Source organism: Johannesbaptistia floridana, assembly GCF_057440575.1.
The window spans coordinates 1-15,920 of the sequence record NZ_JALKVM010000194.1; the positions used below are offsets into that span (position 1 = coordinate 1).

A 15,920-nucleotide genomic window follows, 5' to 3' on the forward strand; every position below is an offset into this window, starting at 1 on the left:
AACATAAATTATGTCCCTCATTTCCTCTCATCGCTAACCTGATGAGAGGTTTAGCCAGAGTCTCCATGAGGGCGGAAAGATGAAAGGTATTTGCACTCTTGCTAACGATCGCGTTTTTGATCAGCTAGTAGCCTTACTTAATAGTATAGAAGTAACTCTCGGCTCTAATTTTCCTATTTGTATTATACCTTATGATGAAAATATCACTAGAATTGCCTCTGAAGTAGCTCGACGTTCTCAAGTTAGTATTTATGATAACTTAGAGTCTATGGAAAGTTGGGATAACTTCGTCAAGGCTGTTTGGGATAGTCATCCGTCTGCCCATCAGCGTTGGCAACAAATAGGTAGCACTAATTATCATCGTTTTGGTACCCATCATCGTTTTTATGCTTTCGATGGACCTTTTGAGGAATTTATTTACATGGATGCTGATACCCTGTTACTAAAAGATATCAGTTTTATTTTTGCTAAATTAGATGATCATCAAGCCGTAGTTTATGATTTTCAATATAAAGACCCATCACACATCTATGAAGTTAATACTCCTCAATTAACTCAAATCTTTCCCTTAGAACGTATTAATACAGAAATTTTTTGTTCTGGTTTTTACGCTTCTAAAAAAGATATCTTTCCTCCCCAACAAAGAAAGTGGTTACTTGAGCAACTACAAGCAGGAGATTCTGCCATACTTTATCCTATGGTAGTAGATCAAAGTATAATTAACTATATGATGATGAAGTCCAATTATTCTGTATATAATTTTGCTTTACAATTGCCTAGGGAAAAAAGAACAGGAAACTCAGTCACTTCTTCTCATTTTGTAGCTAAAAATAACTTACTTTATGACGGTGGAGAACCCATAACATACTTACACTATATCGGCCTATCTTCTCAACTGTTTACTAAAATCTGTGCTGGAGAAAACATAGACTTTCCCTATCGAGACATATTCTTACACTATCGCTATTTACATGAACCTGAAAATAAACCAAAATTCTCAGGAAAACCAAAAAAATACAATCAACCTCCCAATTTATTGCAAAAATTAACTAAAAAATTAGGGTTTATTCATGACTAATGGTATTTACTTCATTGCTAATGATCGTGTGTTGGAACAAACCATCGCTATGATTAAGAGCGTACGGTTGTATGAGCCTGATATACCAATCATTTTAATTCCTTTTGATGATAATTATCACCAAGTTGCTACTTATTTAGAAGAATATCAGGTTGCCCTTTTTCCTAATTTAAAATTTATCGACAAATTTACTAGTTGCATTAGAGAAATATTTCCTGAAGATTTTTTAGCCCTTCCTAACAAAATGCGTAAATTTGTCCAATGGTTTGGTCCTTTGGATAATTTCATCTACATTGATACTGATATTGTTATTTTTCAAGATTTAGGAGAAATTTTTACTTATTTAGAAGAATATGAATTTGTTTGTTGTGACTACCATCATAAGGGTAATAAACTAAAAGATATTTTTACCACTGTTGTCAAAGAAGAGAGTATATTTAGCGATTCTCAACTTGCTGATGTTTTTAATAGTGGTTTTTGGGCTTCTAAAAAAGGAATTTTTACAGAACCAGATTTATATCAATTATTAAAACATTGTGCTCAACATCCAGAGTATTTTGATTTCTCTAGCAAAACCACAGACCAACCTTTGCTTAATTATGTAATTTTAACAGCTACCCAAAAACGGCTTAATCTTACTAAAAGAGCAGTAAAAGAACCTGGAAGCTGGGCAGGATCTTCTAATTTTCATGCTAAACTTATGGGTAAGAATTATTTACTATATGATGGAGAAGATAGATTAAGATATCTTCATTGGGCAGGTATTAAAATCAAACCAGGATGTCCCTACTGGAAAATTTGGAAATACTATCGCTATCTAGGAGAATCAAAATTTAATCCTTTGTTGACATTTAAAAAATTTTTGAGTGGATTTAAAATAGACACCTAGTAAGCTTTCTAGGATATAAATTACTTATAGCGTTTTTAAGTCTACTGAGGTATAGAAGTTAACGGATTTAGGGAAGAGGGAAGAGTTAGGCAAGTAGTAACTTTTACTACTTAAAAATATCCTAACCGCGAGAGAAAACCTGCTCAAAATTGCCAGCCTTTACCAGTTAATGGTTTGGGGTCACAAATAACTTGTGAAGTGGCGGAGAGCGCCTCCCAATAACTCAAGATTATTGACCACAAAACAGCCTCTAAGGCGCTCTCCGCTTTCGCTGGCAATTTTGAGTAAGTTTATTGCACCCGTTTTTTGTACTGCTATATGACTGAAATTGATCATAGGATCTTTTACAATAGGTGTTAGCTGAAATATTAGTTAATAAGATGTTTAACGAACGAAAGTTTTTATTTGGTACAGTAACTTTTAGTGTTTTAGCTGTAGTTACTGTAGCCGTCTATTGGATGAGAACAAAAGACCATATTCATACTTTGACTATTGCTACTGGAGGCACAAGTGGTGAATACTATGCCTTTGGTGAGGCTTTAGCCCAAATTGTGGAGAAACATAGTTCTGACATACGAATAGAAGTTTTATCAACGAGTGGTTCTCAAGAAAATCAACAACGGATAGATGATCAGAAAGTTGAGTTAGCTGTATTGCAGGCAGATACTACGGTGGGTAATAATACTCAAGCTATTACTTTTTTATTTCCTGAAATATTCCATTTGATTGCTAATACAGATTCAGGAATTGACCAATTTAAAGATATAAAAGGGAAAAAAATTGCCCTAATGCCGGAGGGAAGTGGATCTTATGATGCTTTTTGGCCAATAAGCCAACATTATGGGCTGAAAAAGCAAGATTTTGAGGTAATTCCCATGCCTTCTCAGGCTGCACAGGAAGCTTTATTAGCTGGGGAAGTTGATGCTTTGTTTCGGATTATCGCTTTAGGTAATTCAAGTGTAAGCAAATTATTGAGTAACCCTCAAATCGAAATAGTTCCTATTGAACAAGCTGGGGCTTTACAATTATTTTTTCCGGCTCTACAACCTTATACTATTCCTCAAGGAACATACAATGGTGCTATTCCTACTCCCAGTGAAGATTTACCTGTAGTTGGAGTTAGAGCTGTACTGGTGACACATCGCTCGGTCGATCCCTATATAGTTCAAGAAATTACGCGGATTATTTTTGAAAATAGAAATGAGCTAATTAGGTTACATAGACAATCTTCGACGATTGTTAAACCTGACTATACACAAGAATTAGGATTTTCTTTTCATCAAGGTGCTAAATCCTATTACAATCAAGATGAGCCGAGTTTTTTAGAAAGATATGCTGAATCAATTGGTTTAATTCTTTCGGTGTCCATGTTGGTTGCTTCTGGTATTTGGCAATTTAAGATGTGGTTACAGGAGAAACAAAAAAACCGCGCTGATAAGTATAATTTAGAAATTATTAGATTAGTAGACCAGATTAATAGTAGTGAGGGTTTAGAAGAGTTAGATACTATACGTGGGGAGTTATTTACTCTGTTTAATCAAGTTGTTCATGATTTAGATCACGATCGCATTTCTGCTGAATCATTTCAGTCTTTTACTTTTACTTGGGATGTGGCTTTTAATACTATGCGTCATCGGGAAATGTTGTTTCTAAATTTGCACTCTGATGAAGAAGATAATTAAAACTAAACTTAGTTAGAGATGAACTTGACTAAGAATATATTGTAGACAATCATAATCTTCTTTGAGTAAAAGATTGAGAGTTCTCCCGGCATTAACTAGCCAAGCGCGATCGCCTTTACGTAGACTATAGATATTGCGTATGATTGCGGCAATTAAAGCTTCTACGGGAATACCCTTTATTTGTAGCAGTATACGTAAAAAATCTAGTTTTTCTGTGAAGTGAATAATTTCTGAACTCTGACAACGATAAACTGCTTGGTGAATTTGGGGAGGTCGTGGTGGTAAATATTGGTAAACTGTGCCTGACTTTTGATTTCCATTGCTAGAGTTTGGTGCTACAAATCCCACAATAGCAGCGCGAAACTCAGTTTTCAACATAGCAAAGATTTGAGGTTGTTCTTCTCGTAATTCTTGTAGAGATAAGCCTAAAGCGCGAGCGCGGTGTACTGAATCTATGGGGGTTGTCGTTACATAACTCACTATGCCTACTATTGTATTCCCTGACTCTTCATCAAAAGATTTTACCCAACTGCCGAAGGGGGGCATGATGGGAAATGATAAATTTTCCGGCTCAAGACATTGAGCCAGAAACTCCATCGTTGTAGTTTCAATTACCTCAGCGATATGGTCAGGATGGCGCTGATCTGAATTAAACTGAGGTAAGGGGATGCGCATATAACTATTTTAGACTACTTTTAGCTCCCACAGTTGAAAAGTGACTAATTTATCCCAATTTCCCCCTTCAAATAAAACAGCTACTTTCCCATCACTGACTCGTTGTACTAAGCCTTCAAAACGATAGTAAGTATCATCGGGATTAGTTACTTGAACATTCATACCTGGTAAAATCATAGTTTTTTAAACTCCTATTGTTGAATTGAGATATTAAGCAAAAGCTGCCACAGAAACCCTAGCGGCGATCGCCTTAGCGACTTCTACCAAAGCTTTAGCGGAAGCTGAATTTGGTTCTTTGACCACAATTGGTATGCCTAGATCTCCCCCTTCTCTCAGAGGTATTTCTAGAGGAATACAACCCAGGAGAGGAACCTTTAACTCTTCAGAGGTTTTTTTCCCGCCACCGGAGCCAAATAAATCGTATTTTTTATCTGGCAAATCTGGAGGAATAAAATAGCTCATATTCTCCACAATGCCCAAAACGTTAACCCCGAGTTGCTGAAACATTTTTAAGCCGCGACGAGAATCTACTAAAGATACTGTTTGAGGAGTAGTAACGATTACTGCGCCTGCCATAGGTACAGCTTGAGCCATAGTTAATTGAGCATCGCCAGTGCCTGGAGGCATATCTACAATTAGATAATCTAATTCTCCCCAGTTTACCTGATAGAGAAATTGACGGATGATACCATTCAACATCGGACCGCGCCACATTACAGGTTGGTCTGGGTCAATGAGAAAACCCATAGAAACCATTTGTATGCCGTGATTAAAAGCCGGTTCTAGGATTTCCACTTCTCCTTGTTTTGTGACCATTATTTGGGAGTTTTGTAAACCTAGCATAGTGGGAGTATTTGGTCCATAGATATCGGCATCCAATAACCCTACTTTTGCTCCCAGGTTAGCTAAAGCTACTGCTACATTTACTGCTACTGTACTTTTGCCCACGCCACCTTTACCACTAGAAATAGCGAGAATGTTTTTCACACCAGTAATAGATTGTTGATTAGGCAAAGATTTTTGTTGAGGAGTTTCTGCGGTTACTTCAACATTGACATTTTTTACTTCTGGTAATTGCATAACTGCTTTTTTACAATCATCGACAATCAACTCTCGTAAAGGACAAGCCGGAGTTGTCAACACCAGGGTAAAATCCACAGAACTGTCTTTGATTTGAATATTACGAATCATCCCTAAATCAACTAAACTTTTGTTTAATTCAGGGTCTTTCACTGGTTGTAAAACTTCTAAAACCGATTGGGTGTCAAGCATAATTGGGTCAACGATTAGTATAAAAACTTATTATATTTTAACTAGTTCAATCAGACTAGTCTTTCTACTGCATGAGCTAATTCTGAAGCTACTCTAGCAGAATAGGGTCGAATCCACCACCAAATTAGGGGAGAAAGCCAACCCCGTAGAGTTACAGAATAGGATATATAACTTCCGCATAGAGTTGATTCTACTTGATAAGTAATTCTTTGTTCCATACCAGGTATCGCTAGAATTCTAATTGACAGTAGTTCTCCTGGACGTACATTTTCCACAAAAATGCGAATTGGAATCGGTGTTAAGCGAGTAACCACTTGATAAATTAAACCTGGTTTAGCGATTAATCCATTGGGCACATTAGTTTTAAAAAACAAAGGATGCCAAGAAACATCGGCAATATTGACTAGTTTTTGCCAAAGTAAGTCTACAGGTGCATTGCTAACAACTCGATAGGTTTTAAACAGGGAAAATTTACAGAATAATTTTCCTTTGGCTGCTATGAGTTTGAAAGAAAAATTTAGAATCACGTTTTACTTCTTCCAAAAATCCTTAATCCAAGTTTATTATTCTAACAGAAAATTTAGGCATAAGTTTCCCTGACAAATCTAACAAAAAGATGAGAATATAAAACTATAGCCAATTACGAGAACTAAATTAAGTTAAGTTAAGAAATATGACTGCTTTAAGCACATCCTCAGAAAGCTTTTTCACCCCTCCTACAGACTCTAGAATTAGAGTTAAAGAATTTATGTTGGGACTTCAAGATGAAATCTGCAAGGCGTTAGAAGAAATTGATGGTAAGAGTAAGTTTCAAGAAGATTCTTGGGACAGACCTGAAGGCGGAGGTGGACGTTCACGAGTTATCAAAAATGGTGAAATTTTTGAGCAGGGGGGCGTTAATTTTTCTGAAGTTTGGGGAAAACAGTTACCTCCTTCGATTTTAAAGCAAAGACCTGAGGCTGAGGGTCACGAATTCTATGCTACGGGCACGTCAATGGTTTTGCATCCGAGAAATCCTTATATACCAACAGTTCACCTCAACTATCGCTATTTTGAAGCTGGACCAGTATGGTGGTTCGGTGGTGGGGCTGATTTAACTCCTTACTATGGTTTTGCTGAAGATGCCTCACATTTTCATAAAACTCTTAAATCAGCTTGTGATAAGCACCATCAAGAATATTATCCCGTTTTTAAGCGTTGGTGTGATGAATATTTTTATCTGAAGCATCGAGAAGAAGCTAGAGGTGTGGGAGGAATTTTCTTTGACTATCAAGATGGACAAGGGGGTCTCTACCGTGGTCCTGATAGCGAAGGAGAAGCTGCTACTTACTCTCAAAGTCTTCCAGAATTAAAACAACGAACTTGGGAAGAGATATTTGCCTTTGTTTCTAGTTGTGGTGAAGCTTTTTTGCCTGCTTATTTACCAATTGTGGAAAAACGACGAGACTTAGAATATTCTGAAAAAGAACGCGATTTTCAGCTATACCGTCGTGGACGTTATGTAGAGTTTAACTTGGTATATGACAGAGGCACTATTTTTGGACTACAAACCAAAGGAAGAACAGAATCTATTTTGATGTCTTTACCACCTTTAGTCCGTTGGGAATATTCTTATCATCCAGAGGAGAATACCAGAGAAGCTGAGCTTTATGAAGTTTTTCTCAAACCTCAAGATTGGGTTAATTAGGGCCTTTCTTTTGGTGTTATGGGGGAATTGTATTTTTTGTTACACTTTCTTTATTGCCTTTCGGCAAAGCGGCTCAACACTAGGCACGTCAACTGCTACTATAATACTGGATTTTGTGCTACTTAGCGCAAGCCAAAGATGGGGCGCAAGCCAACGAGGGCGCAAGTCAAACAACGCAAGCCTTCATAGCGGGCGCAAGTATGAGCGCCCCTACAGAATAATAGTCAGCACCTAAAACCTAACACTTGCCTTCATTTTAATCCTGTTGTCGCCCCGTCAGTTTTTAATCCCCTGACGGGGTGACAGGTGGGCTAAAAAGCTTGTGGGGATTGGGGTTTGCAACAGGCGATAAGAGTGCAAGATCTCGCTCCTAGGCGAGTGCGCCAATAAAATAGTAAAAAAATTTCCGATCAAAACTATGAGGTTGAGCTTTTTCTATTCCAAGTCCTGCTCTTACTATGTAACGTTCTTCACAGGTTTTACAACTAATATAATCTCGTACAATCATATCAAATTCTCTATGGGAGTAGATGCGATCGCCTACGGAGCGAGCCAAGCACGGGATCGCCCATCAACAAAGGTCAAGTTGATGGTGTTCGTAATAGGGAGAGTGTAGCTCATTCGAAAATTTGTTGAATCACTATTTGATGTTGCTGCTTAAAAATACGCGAGATACATAGAAATCTTGTATGCTTCATAATTCGAGAGCAACAGAACCTAAAAATGTTATGGTATTCAGTAAGATTATTGATGCACTAGCCTTCGATCTAAAACAATACCTGTGACATCTTAATCCACTGATAACTCAGCAACACCGTCTCACACCTCTAATTTATGGTCATGTTAATCCCTATGCTCTACAGTTGTAGATAGAATAGAGGAGCAGGAGCTTGACGCTTTCTTCATGAATAATGAAATTAATATAGACAAATAGCTCTCAATCGAGTGACTCAAAAGGAGAAACATTAGATGACAACTTTAGCTAAATGGTCGGTCGAAGATTATCACCGCATGATTGACAGTGGAGTTCTAAATAACCGCTCTGTAGAATTATTAGCAGGAGAAATTATTGAGATGAGTCCTGAAGGGCCATTACACAGTTCTACCAATGACAATGTAGCCGAATACTTGCGAGAACTTCTTAGAGGAGTTGCTCGAATTAGAGAAGCTCACCCGATTACCCTAGAAAACTCTGAACCCGAACCCGACATTGCTGTAGTGCGTTTGACCAACAGAAATTACTCAGAACGCCACCCCTATCCAGAAGATATTTATTGGCTTGTAGAAATATCTAACACTACTCTAGAAGAAGACTTGGGCAGAAAAAAAACAATCTACGCTAAGGCTGGAATTAATGAATATTGGGTTATTAGCTTAAAAACAACAGAGATAATTGTTTTTAGAGAATCATCTGGTAACGATTACAAAACCAAGTTTAAAGTCAATGAAGGTTCGATTACCCCAATTACTTTTCCTAATATTCAAATTGAAGTAAAAACATTACTCGGACGCAGTTAACTCAGAACTGGTAGCGGGTTTTTGATGAGGTTGAGTTAGAATTTTAATGCACAAGGCGAAATTCTCTCTTCAACAAGTTGTAATCAGACTACCAATTGTTTCTATTCATACTTTTAGAGGTAAACCTAGCAAGTCTGTCATAAGGGGTGGTTCTTGCTCAATTTGAAGAATGGAGTCACTTGGAATATTTAAGCGATCTTGCACGAGATCGCTCTTTCTTCTCCATACCTGCTTTTAGCCGATTTAGTACAAGAGTACTGGTGCAAGTGATGTGAGCTAGTAGGGGCGCTCTTGCTTGCGCCCCCACCTTCGGCTTGCTGCCTTCATTTTAATCCTGTTGTCGCCCCGTCAGATATATTGGACTAAAGTCCAACTACGAACCTCGTTTTTAAGCATTTAGATAAATAATAAAATTAATGTTGGGTTGAGTAGCGATCACCCAACCTACAGATTTTCAAAAAAAGTTGTCATCCCTTCATATCTAATCAATTCCTTGTTCTTGATCAATAAAAGTTTGAACTTTTTGTTTGTAACTAGATAAGCTAGAATCTGCCCAACCTCTCTCTTCTGAATTAGCGTAAATATGTACTAGAGACTCTCCGGCATCAGGTAAGATTAATACCCAATTATCATTTCTGGGGTCAATAATTTTTACTCCATCGATTAATCTTAAATATTCTGTGGGATGGGTTTCTACGAGATGACGCATTAAAGAACCTTTGACACTTGATGGACAACGAATAGTAGAACAACGATGAGAAATTCGGGGAAGTTCGCTGCGAATTTGGGCTAAAGATTGTTCTTGAACTGTGAGCATTTCTATTAGTTTAGCAATGCTTAACATAGCATCAAAACCCGGATGTAGTTGGGGAAAAATGAAGCCCATATTGGCACTTCCCCCTAAAATCACATTGGGGTTAGCTTGAGAAGCTTCCATTAAGGCAGTGGGGTTAACTTTTGTACGAATTACTTGGCTATCGTGACGCCGGGCAATTTGTTCTACGGCGCTGGAAACGTCTACTGGTACAACTACTGTGCTTCTAGGATGCGTTGTTAACATCATGTTAACCATCAATGCTGTTAGAGTTTCGCCACGAATTTGTCTACCAGATTCATCTACAAGCATAAATTGTTCGCCGTTGGCAGAAACTTGGGCCCCAAAATTAGCTTTTACTGCTTCAACTACGTGCCCTAGTTGCAAAAGTAGATTTTCTCTTTCTTGTTGGAAAATTGCTAGTTGACGTAAACTAGCGTTAAGGACCACAGCATCACAGCCAAATTTATTTAATAATTCTGGTAAGATGGCCCCAGCTACACCATACATGTAATCAATGACTATTTTGGCGCCACTGTTGCGTAGTGCTTCTACATTTAAATATTCTTCAAAGTTTTGACTGTAACTATTAATTATTTGAGAGTTAGAAGGATAGTACATGTTGCCTATTTCCTGTATTCCTACACGTCGGAGGTCTTCTTTGAAATAAGCTCCTTCTATTTTCTTTTCTATGGATTTAGAAATGTTAATTCCCTGTTTATCAAAAAATTCTATGAGTACGTAGTCAGGGCGATCTGGATCTACTCTCACGTGAATTCCTCCCTGTACACCTAATTTGGGAACAAGGGTGCGCGTAATCGGAATAGCTACAGCTTCTAAGTTTTGTACATGGATGCCTGTAGACATTAAACCGGCTATCAAAGAGCGGCTTACCATTCTCGATACACTGCGTTGATCCCGAGATACCGCTATCTGGGCACCAAGTTTTAGGGTTGAACCGTAAGATGCTCCCAGTTTAACGGCAAATTCTGGAGTGATATCTATATTCGCTAATCCTGACACCCCCCTTTGACTAAATAAGTTTCTTTGGGCTGTATGACCCCAAATTAAATTAATATTTAAAATTGCTCCTGGTTCGATTATTTTACTAGGCCAAACTCTTACCCCTGGACTGATTTTTGCTTCTTCTCCTACAAGAGATAATTGTCCAATAACTGCACCTTCTAAAATTTGACAACGACGATTCAGACGACTGCCTCGGGCGATAATACAGGCACTTAAATGAGATTCTTCGCCAATTATTACACCATTCCAGATAATTGGTCTTCTCAGTTCACTATCAGCACCTACTGTCACATTATCCCCAATCACTGTTCCTCCACTGATGGTAACACGAGGCCCAATGCGACAATTGTTACCTATGACTGCTGGAGGTTCAATTTTGGCTGTAGGGTCTATATAAGTATTATTGCCTATCCAAATTCCCGTAGATCTTTGATGATATTCTAGTTGTAAATAAACTTGTTGGTTTAAGGCATCATATTGTGATTGTCGATAAGCGTCTAGGTGTCCCACATCACACCAATAACCTTCGGCTATATAGCCATATATTGGTTTACCTTCAGCTAAGAGGAGAGGAAATAAGTCTTTGGAGAAATCTGCTTCTTGGTTGACGGGTAAGTAGTCTAAAACTTCTGGTTCTAAAATATAGGTTCCTGTATTAACGGTGTCTGAAAACACTTCACTTGTAGATGGTTTTTCTAAGAAACGAGAAATACGTCCATCTGGATTAGTGATAACTACCCCAAATTCCATGGGGTTGGGAACTCGCGTTAATACTATAGTGGCTAGAGAATTTTGCTCTCGATGATAAGCGATCGCCTTTTGTAAGTCAAAGTCAGTAATTCCATCTCCACTGATTACTAAAAAAGTGCTATGCAATAATTCTTGAATGTTTTTAACACAGCCGGCAGTGCCTAGGGGTTGTTCTTCTTCTACGGCATAGGTGATATCAACATCAAAGTCGTTACCATTTTGAAAGTAATCGCGCATGATATCAGGAAAATAATGTAAAGTAGCAATAATTTCTCTTATGCCTACTTTTTTGAGTAGATTGATAATGTGTTCGGCAATGGGTTTGTTTAAAATTGGTACCATTGGTTTAGGGAGATCACAAGTCAAAGGGCGTAATCTAGTACCCGAACCACCTGCCATCAGCACTGCACGCATTCTTTAATTCTCCTGAACTATTTTTTCTCGCTTCTACCATCATCTTGGCACAAAAGCTGTTATTATTGAAGTTTATCTTTGGGAAAATTGATTTAGGAGCGATCGCTCTTTTTTCCTTAGTATTTTCTGCTTTTGTAGAGAGTCCCACGGCTAGAAGCACGTGGGTTTTATTTGTAAAAATCTATACTAGCTTACTAGTAGTCTAATTGTTTCAATCCGTTGACGATTAACTCCCAAATCTGATTCTCCTAAACGAGAAGCAGAACGCACCTCGATTGTATTAGGTTTTGTAGGGGAAACGAGAAATTCTACATCGTCTACGAAGCCCATCCATCTACTGGTAAACTGAGCATAGATATAGTTATCAGTTTCAGCAATAATTTCTGCCCTTGGTTGTGCTTCGATTATCTGTTTCAATTTAGCCCAAGAATCTAATGAATCTACTGTTATCGGAGTGATATAGTGATCATCATCTTCACTTTGGCTATTTACACAATTAGGACTATTAGGACAAGGGGCTAACTTTCCTTCTTGATTGATACCTAGATTATCTGGTTGATTGCCCGCAAAAACTGTGGGGAAATCTGGTAAAAAAAATCTCAGTCCTATCCAGATACCAAATATCAGGAAGATGGCGATCGCCAATATTTTGACAAATCCTCCCAAAGGAAGTTGATTAGTTGTTTCTACATTAGACATAAACTTAATTTTTCTCCTAAAAGTCTACAATTTATGAAACCAAAAGTAGGAAACCAACACTAATTAGTTCGGTTGACCTGCTTTACATTTACTTGGTAAATCTCGTTATTATCAAGATAGCTTAATTTTTATCTGGTCGAACTAAATGTAATTAATGATTATCAAGCACTGGTCACTACCAACTCTCAGCGAATTATTCTATCGTCATCAAGACGAATTTAAAATAGCAGACAAAAATCAGTTTCAAAAACAAGCCAATGGTAAAAGCAACAATGTAACCTATCATCAGGCTCAAATAAAAGCTGAAAGAGAATGGTACGCAGCAATTGCGGCTATAGAGAACTATTTATTAACATCAGTAGTTACTCTCCCTACAGGTCATCCCCAAGCTTTTGATGTGAAATCTGGACAATCGCTGACACCTACGGAGGAACAAGCAGAATCCTTTGAAGGAGTAATGCTTTCTGGACCCATACCTTTGCTTAGTCAAGGGCATTTAACTACTCCTTTATACACTGGTGTATTTATACCAGCAGCTTTGAATCAATTTACTTCCAGAACTTCGTCATTACCTAGTGCCAATGATTTAGCTTCTCAAACCACTAATCACTCTCCTATTTGTTTACCATTATTACCAGAAGATCCCATTGCTAACGAAACTTATGGATTACTCTTAACTAGTAAATTTAGTTTAGTAGTTATCCTCGGCATCGATAACTCAGGATTACCAGCATTTAACTTTTCTTTTGACCCCGAATTATTAAAAAATGTTTGGGCTACATTAAAAAATAGACTAATTTTAGCTAATTATCAGAATTTACAGTCTTTAGAGAAATTAATTAATAAATTTCCTTTTGTTGAACCTGATTATCGCCTAGTCATGCAGTTTTCTCGTTATCTTTTAGAAAATTTACCAGTAGATTCGGTACCTCTGAGTCATTACCCTAGTAATCAATTCTTTGATATCGAGAAAGAACCATCAGCTACAAATGTCAATATTTCAGCTAAATATAACTCCTATAATCATGTATATAAAGAAATAGAACTTTTACAAGCTTTAACTCACGAAATAAGAACTCCTCTAACAACTATACTTACATTAACTAGATTGTTATTAAGACGTTCTTCTCAGTTAAGCCAAGACGTAATTAAACGCCTAGAAACCATTGAACAAGAATGTAAAGGGCAAATCAATCGCATGGAGTTGATTTTTAAAGCTACTGAATTAGAAAAACAGCCTATTAATAATTCTTTACCACTATTACCAATTTCCTTAGAAAAACTCCTAGAAGATAATCTACCCAATTGGCAAAAGCAATCTGAACGTCGTAACGTTCATTTAAATATCTTACTTCCTCCTAAATTACCTATAGTTTTAGGAGACCCAGGAATGTTGGAGCAAATTTTAACTAATCTGTTGGAGAGATTAACTAAAGATTTATCGGGCGGAGGCGAGATACAAATACAAATTACTACTGCTGGTAGTCAAATAAAAATGGAGTTAGTTTCTTTCGCTAATTATCCTGGTAATCCTTTTAAATCCTTGGGTAAATTGTTAATGTTCCAACCAGAAACAGGTAGTTTAAGCCTTAATACAAATGTAACCAAAAATTTGTTTAATTTGATGGGAGGTAAGCTAACTATACGTCAACATGAACAAAAGGGAGAAGTTGTAACCATCTTTTTACCACTCCAAAGTTCTTATAGTATTTCTAAATCCTGTTCCAACCAGAAATTTCCCATATAGTTAACTATCTACAATTTTAAGTAAAATTTGAAAGGTAGAACCTTGATCAATTTTACTTTTAACTGTTATGGAACCATGACAGCGATTTAACAGTTGTTGAACTACAGTTAAACCTAAACCTGCACTTGTATTTTCTTCTGCTTCTTTATGATTACCCCGATAGAAACTATTGAAAATTTTCGGGAGTTCCTCTTTCATAATTCCTTTACCAGTATCACTAAACGCCATAACTACTCCATTGGGAGTCAATGAGGCTTCAACATACACTCGACCGCCTTCGTCAGTATACTTAAGGTTATTATCAAGTAGGTTAAAAATAATTTTTTTTAACCATAGATTCGGACAATAAACTAATGGTAGGTTTGGGGACATTTTATATTCTAATTGAATGTTACGCTCTGCGGCGATTGGTTGATAGGTACTGATAATACTAGGTAAAATTTCAGTAACATTAGCTTGGGAGGAACTTTCCTGAGAGGAGAGATGATCTAACTTCACTAATTCTAATAAACCAGTTAATAGAGAATTTTGCTTTTCCCACTCTCGATGCAACAAATCTAGATAGCGTTGACGTTGATTAGTTTTCAGCGTTTTTGACTCTAATAGGGAAATTGCTGTTCTCATATTAGTTAAGGGTGGCCTTAATTCAGATGTGAGTTGAGTGATAAATTCTTCTTGCAATAGCAAAGATTGATGATTTCTAAGATTTAATGCTTGATTACTGTTGGTAGAATTTATGGTTAATTGGGTTAATTTTTCGGTTTCTTTAATTTGTTTAAGTAGCAGTTTAACGAATAAAAGCGATTCCCTGTTAGTTGCTGATGCTGTGGTAATCTCATCTTGTAAATAGCGCTCTCTCTCCTCTTCACTAATCATTTCCTCTTTGATACTCTCAAGAATTTGATTAATTATTGAATTTTCTGATGTACAAAATAGTTTAAGTTGCAATGATGAATGTCTTCTAGTAATTTTAGTGGGTATTGTAGAAACTGGTGGTTGCTTCACTAATAATAGGATTGAAAATTCTTTTGAGATAGCTATTAAAAAGAATTCTTTGGCTAAGTCTGGGCTATGTTTAAGCTGGATGGGCATAACTACTGAGTTATATACCGAAGAAGCACTGGTATTTTCATATTCAGCCGTTTGACACCAGTATATTTTTTTGACTTTACCTTGATTTTGGTATTTTTTAATCTCTTCAGTCCAGGTTGTAGCTGGTTTTATCCACAGTGTAGTTTCTAGTTCTTCTTCAATTAATAAATTTATTATAGATTCAATAAAATTCGTTATTGTGACTGGACTAACGATGAGACTTGGATAGGAAGATTCAAAAAACTCTATTTTTTTGTATATTGACATTTTGAGAAAAAAGATCAGTACTATATATTTTAATATTAATCAGACTTGCTTTTCTTAGGCGTATAAAAAAAACTTATTATTAACAAACTTAATATAAGCAGATAAAAACTTAAAAACCCTTTACAAAACTTCAAGAGACAAGTTATTATGTAAATGTGGGCAAACAAAAAGCCTTTGTACCTTGAAAACAATATAGAAATCATAAGCACAATGACTACTACTTTACAACAGCGCTCCAATGCGAGCCTTTGGGAGCAGTTCTGTCAGTGGGTAACTAGCACTGAAAACCGCCTTTATGTAGGTTGGTTCG

14 protein-coding genes are annotated in these 15,920 nt (G+C 36.9%); 6 read left to right on the plus strand and 8 right to left on the minus strand.

Annotation, left to right across the window (positions count from 1 at the left end; translation table 11 throughout):
• Positions 1–79: 79 nt before the first annotated feature.
• The 3 genes from MW688_RS13030 (at position 80) to MW688_RS13040 (ending at position 3,649) form a co-directional block, all read left to right on the plus strand.
• Positions 80–1,078, plus strand: a complete 999-nt coding sequence (locus tag MW688_RS13030; RefSeq protein ID WP_486736441.1) for an Npun_R2821/Npun_R2822 family protein — start codon at positions 80–82, stop codon at positions 1,076–1,078.
• The gene (locus MW688_RS13035; protein ID WP_486736442.1) at positions 1,071–1,967 is read left to right on the plus strand and encodes an Npun_R2821/Npun_R2822 family protein; all 897 of its coding nucleotides are present in this window, start codon (positions 1,071–1,073) and stop codon (positions 1,965–1,967) included. The genes MW688_RS13030 and MW688_RS13035 overlap by 8 nt, the downstream gene beginning before the upstream one ends.
• 380 nt (positions 1,968–2,347) lie before the next feature.
• Complete coding sequence (locus MW688_RS13040) at positions 2,348–3,649, plus strand: TAXI family TRAP transporter solute-binding subunit (RefSeq protein WP_486736443.1); 1,302 nt, start codon at positions 2,348–2,350, stop codon at positions 3,647–3,649.
• 12 nt (positions 3,650–3,661) lie between these two features.
• Here MW688_RS13040 and MW688_RS13045 read toward each other — a convergent pair whose 3' ends face one another.
• The 4 genes from MW688_RS13045 to MW688_RS13060 are packed head-to-tail and all read right to left on the minus strand — an operon-like array spanning position 3,662 to position 6,123.
• Entirely contained in the window at positions 3,662–4,324 is a 663-nt protein-coding gene (locus tag MW688_RS13045; protein WP_486736444.1) for an HAS-barrel domain-containing protein, read from the minus strand.
• Between the two features lie 9 nt (positions 4,325–4,333).
• Positions 4,334–4,501, minus strand: coding sequence for an NAD(P)H dehydrogenase subunit NdhS (locus MW688_RS13050; protein ID WP_486736445.1), 168 nt, complete (start codon positions 4,499–4,501; stop codon positions 4,334–4,336).
• 33 nt (positions 4,502–4,534) lie between these two features.
• On the minus strand, positions 4,535–5,596 hold the full coding sequence (locus MW688_RS13055) for an Mrp/NBP35 family ATP-binding protein (RefSeq protein ID WP_486736446.1): 1,062 nt from the start codon (positions 5,594–5,596) through the stop codon (positions 4,535–4,537).
• 50 nt (positions 5,597–5,646) lie between these two features.
• Positions 5,647–6,123, minus strand: coding sequence for an SRPBCC family protein (locus MW688_RS13060; protein WP_486736447.1), 477 nt, complete (start codon positions 6,121–6,123; stop codon positions 5,647–5,649).
• Between the two features lie 146 nt (positions 6,124–6,269).
• Between MW688_RS13060 and hemF the strand changes: the two genes are divergently transcribed.
• Complete coding sequence (hemF, locus tag MW688_RS13065) at positions 6,270–7,283, plus strand: oxygen-dependent coproporphyrinogen oxidase (protein WP_486736448.1); 1,014 nt, start codon at positions 6,270–6,272, stop codon at positions 7,281–7,283.
• Between the two features lie 370 nt (positions 7,284–7,653).
• On the opposite strand, the gene MW688_RS13070 is transcribed toward hemF, so the two are convergent.
• Positions 7,654–7,839, minus strand: a complete 186-nt coding sequence (locus tag MW688_RS13070) for a hypothetical protein (protein WP_486736449.1) — start codon at positions 7,837–7,839, stop codon at positions 7,654–7,656.
• A 413-nt stretch (positions 7,840–8,252) separates the two neighbouring features.
• Here MW688_RS13070 and MW688_RS13075 point away from each other — a divergent pair, with 413 nt between their 5' ends.
• On the plus strand, positions 8,253–8,801 hold the full coding sequence (locus tag MW688_RS13075) for a Uma2 family endonuclease (RefSeq protein WP_486736450.1): 549 nt from the start codon (positions 8,253–8,255) through the stop codon (positions 8,799–8,801).
• Positions 8,802–9,282: 481 nt separating this feature from the next.
• Here the strand turns inward: MW688_RS13075 and MW688_RS13080 are convergent, their stop codons facing one another.
• Positions 9,283–11,805: a sugar phosphate nucleotidyltransferase gene (locus tag MW688_RS13080; RefSeq protein WP_486736451.1), complete on the minus strand. Its 2,523-nt coding sequence runs from the start codon at positions 11,803–11,805 to the stop codon at positions 9,283–9,285.
• Positions 11,806–11,991: 186 nt separating this feature from the next.
• Positions 11,992–12,504 (minus strand): DUF1499 domain-containing protein, encoded by a 513-nt coding sequence (locus MW688_RS13085; RefSeq protein WP_486736452.1) that lies wholly within the window; start codon positions 12,502–12,504, stop codon positions 11,992–11,994.
• A 154-nt stretch (positions 12,505–12,658) separates the two neighbouring features.
• Between MW688_RS13085 and MW688_RS13090 the strand changes: the two genes are divergently transcribed.
• Complete coding sequence (locus MW688_RS13090) at positions 12,659–14,251, plus strand: sensor histidine kinase (RefSeq protein ID WP_486736453.1); 1,593 nt, start codon at positions 12,659–12,661, stop codon at positions 14,249–14,251.
• On the opposite strand, the gene MW688_RS13095 is transcribed toward MW688_RS13090, so the two are convergent.
• Entirely contained in the window at positions 14,252–15,610 is a 1,359-nt protein-coding gene (locus MW688_RS13095; RefSeq protein WP_486736454.1) for an ATP-binding protein, read from the minus strand.
• Positions 15,611–15,920 lie beyond the last annotated feature (310 nt).

Bases quoted from the DNA above. Each gene is read 5' to 3' on its own strand.
- MW688_RS13030 (WP_486736441.1), top strand. From the start codon at position 80: ATGAAAGGTATTTGCACTCTTGCTAACGATCGCGTTTTTGATCAGCTA.
- MW688_RS13035 (WP_486736442.1), top strand. From the start codon at position 1,071: ATGACTAATGGTATTTACTTCATTGCTAATGATCGTGTGTTGGAACAA.
- MW688_RS13040 (WP_486736443.1), top strand. From the start codon at position 2,348: ATGTTTAACGAACGAAAGTTTTTATTTGGTACAGTAACTTTTAGTGTT.
- MW688_RS13045 (WP_486736444.1), bottom strand. From the start codon at position 4,324: ATGCGCATCCCCTTACCTCAGTTTAATTCAGATCAGCGCCATCCTGAC.
- MW688_RS13050 (WP_486736445.1), bottom strand. From the start codon at position 4,501: ATGATTTTACCAGGTATGAATGTTCAAGTAACTAATCCCGATGATACT.
- MW688_RS13055 (WP_486736446.1), bottom strand. From the start codon at position 5,596: ATGCTTGACACCCAATCGGTTTTAGAAGTTTTACAACCAGTGAAAGAC.
- hemF (WP_486736448.1), top strand. From the start codon at position 6,270: ATGACTGCTTTAAGCACATCCTCAGAAAGCTTTTTCACCCCTCCTACA.
- MW688_RS13075 (WP_486736450.1), top strand. From the start codon at position 8,253: ATGACAACTTTAGCTAAATGGTCGGTCGAAGATTATCACCGCATGATT.
- MW688_RS13080 (WP_486736451.1), bottom strand. From the start codon at position 11,805: ATGCGTGCAGTGCTGATGGCAGGTGGTTCGGGTACTAGATTACGCCCT.
- MW688_RS13085 (WP_486736452.1), bottom strand. From the start codon at position 12,504: ATGTCTAATGTAGAAACAACTAATCAACTTCCTTTGGGAGGATTTGTC.
- MW688_RS13090 (WP_486736453.1), top strand. From the start codon at position 12,659: ATGATTATCAAGCACTGGTCACTACCAACTCTCAGCGAATTATTCTAT.
- MW688_RS13095 (WP_486736454.1), bottom strand. From the start codon at position 15,610: ATGTCAATATACAAAAAAATAGAGTTTTTTGAATCTTCCTATCCAAGT.